Annotated in this window: 1 protein-coding gene; it reads left to right on the top strand. The window is 70.5% G+C overall.

Going from position 1 to position 1,263, the window contains the following annotated elements; genetic code table 11:
* Nucleotides 1–1,263 (top strand): alpha-mannosidase (locus I59_RS19680; RefSeq protein ID WP_042726621.1); only part of this gene is annotated, 1,263 nt, incomplete at both ends.

The raw sequence follows: 1,263 nt of genomic DNA, 5'->3' as shown, positions 1-1,263 counted from the left end.
ACCTCGAGGTCCTCCTCGAACTCAGGCGCAGCTGCCGGAGGGGCCCCGCCGCATGCGGATCCTGCAGGCGCTCGACGATGCGCTCGACCGGCTCGACCTGCAGCACGTCGCCGCCACGGCCCCGGACGCCCGCGCGGCGCTCGCTGATGTCCTCGCCGCACCCGCGGACGCGTCGGCGCACACCATCTCGGCGATCGGGCACGCCCACATCGACTCCGCCTGGCTCTGGCCGGTCCGCGAGACGATCCGCAAGGTCGCCCGCACCACCTCGACGATGACCGAGCTCATCGACCAGACCGACGACTTCCTCTACGGCATGTCCAGCGCGCAGCAGTACGCGTGGATCAAGGAGCACCGGCCCGAGGTCTACGCCCGGGTGCAGGCCGCCGTCGAGGCCGGTCGGTTCCTGCCGCTCGGCGGCATGTGGGTCGAGTCCGACACGGTGATGCCCACGGGTGAGAGCATCGTGCGGCAGTTCTCGCAGGGCCAGCGGTTCTTCGAGCGCGAGTTCGGCATCCGGCCGAAGGGGGTCTGGCTGCCGGACAGCTTCGGGTACTCGCCGGCGCTGCCGCAGCTCATGCGGCGTGCGGGCTTCGAGTGGTTCTTCACGCAGAAGATCTCGTGGAACCAGGTCAACAAGTTCCCACACCACACGTTCCTCTGGGAGGGCATCGACGGCTCGCGGGTGTTCTCGCACTTCCCGTCGATGGACACCTACAACTCGCGGCTCAGCGGCGAGGAGGTCGCGAAGGCCGCGAGCCAGTTCCGGGAGAACCGGATCGCCACGGGGTCGATCGCGCCCGTCGGCTGGGGCGACGGCGGCGGTGGCACGACCCGGGAGATGACCGGCACGGCCGCCCGGCTCGCCGACCTCGAGGGCAGCGCCAAGGTCCGCTGGGAGCACCCGGACACGTTCTTCGACCGCGCGAAGTCCGAGCTGCCGAACCCGCCGGTGTGGGTGGGGGAGCTGTACCTCGAGCTGCACCGGGCCACGCTCACGAGCCAGCACCAGACCAAGCAGGGCAACCGCCGGTGCGAACAGCTGCTGATCGAGGCCGAGCTGTGGGCCACGACCGCCGCCGCACGCACCGACTCCGCCTACCCGTACGACGAGCTCGACGCGCTCTGGCAGCAGGTGCTCCTGCAGCAGTTCCACGACATCCTGCCGGGGACCTCGATCGCGTGGGTGCACCGCGAAGCGGTCGCGAAATACGCCGAGACGGCTTCACGGCTCGAGGCGGTCATCGCGGACGCCCTGTCGGC

Origin of the sequence: Curtobacterium sp. B8, from assembly GCF_000333315.1 — a bacterium.
Classification (GTDB): Bacteria; Actinomycetota; Actinomycetes; order Actinomycetales; family Microbacteriaceae; genus Curtobacterium; species Curtobacterium luteum.
Note: the sequence above shows the minus strand (reverse complement) of the source record. Positions and strands in the feature narration are given on the sequence as shown.